This is a genomic window from Mesorhizobium sp. M7A.F.Ca.CA.002.04.1.1 (assembly GCF_004022805.1).
Lineage (GTDB): Bacteria > Pseudomonadota > Alphaproteobacteria > Rhizobiales > Rhizobiaceae > Mesorhizobium > Mesorhizobium ciceri.
In genome coordinates this window covers 1-762 of sequence record NZ_RZPL01001211.1, presented here as the reverse complement: position 1 = coordinate 762, position 762 = coordinate 1, and the positions used below count along the sequence as shown (strand labels likewise).

Genomic DNA, 762 nt, shown 5'->3' with positions numbered 1-762 from the left:
GGAAAACATCACGACACCGATCGTCTCCGACCCGGACGACCACAGCAGCGCCGAGACGGTAAGTTCGCTGAGCGCCGTCATGAAGATCAGTAGTCCGCCGGCGATCGCCGCCGGTGCCACCAGGGGAAAGATGATCGTGCGCATGCGCGTGAACAGCCCGGCGCCCGCTACTTGCGCCGCCTCCTCCAGCGCCCGGTCGATCTGGTGATAGCCGCTGATGGTCGGCCGCAGCGCCAGCACCAGGAAACGGGCGAGATAGGCGTAGAGGATGATCCAGACGGTGTTGTAGAGCTGGATGCCGGTGAGCGGGATCGGCCGCAGGAACATGAGCAGCGAGGCGATCGCCAGCACCACGCCGGGCAAAGCATAGGGCAGCTCGACCGACAGATTGAGCAGCCGCACCCAGCGCTGCTTGCCCCATGCGATCAGATAGCCGATCGGCACTGCGACCAGGACCGCGAAGAAGGCCGCCGCGATCGACAGCCAGAAGCTGTTGAAGAAGGCGCGGCTGGCCGCGTCATGCTCGAACAGCACGAAGCGATAATTGTCGAGCGTTGCCGTCTTGGCGGTGAGCGCGATGCCGTAGCCCGGCACCAGCGATGTCAGAACCAGCCCGAACAGCGGCAGGAACAGCACCACGATGATCAGCAGCCACATGCCGGCCTGGACCGTAGGCCGCCAGCGACCGAGTTCATAGGGTTCGGCCGAAAGCGACGTGGAGCTGATGCGATAGTCGCGGCGGCGGCTCATGATCTCCTGGGC

Annotated in this window: 1 protein-coding gene; it reads right to left on the bottom strand. The window is 64.8% G+C overall.

What is annotated here, in order from left to right; all coding sequences use genetic code 11:
• Window positions 1-762, bottom strand: a 762-nt coding sequence (locus tag ENZ75_RS33370) for an ABC transporter permease subunit (RefSeq protein WP_164888253.1), incomplete at both ends; no start/stop codon positions are given.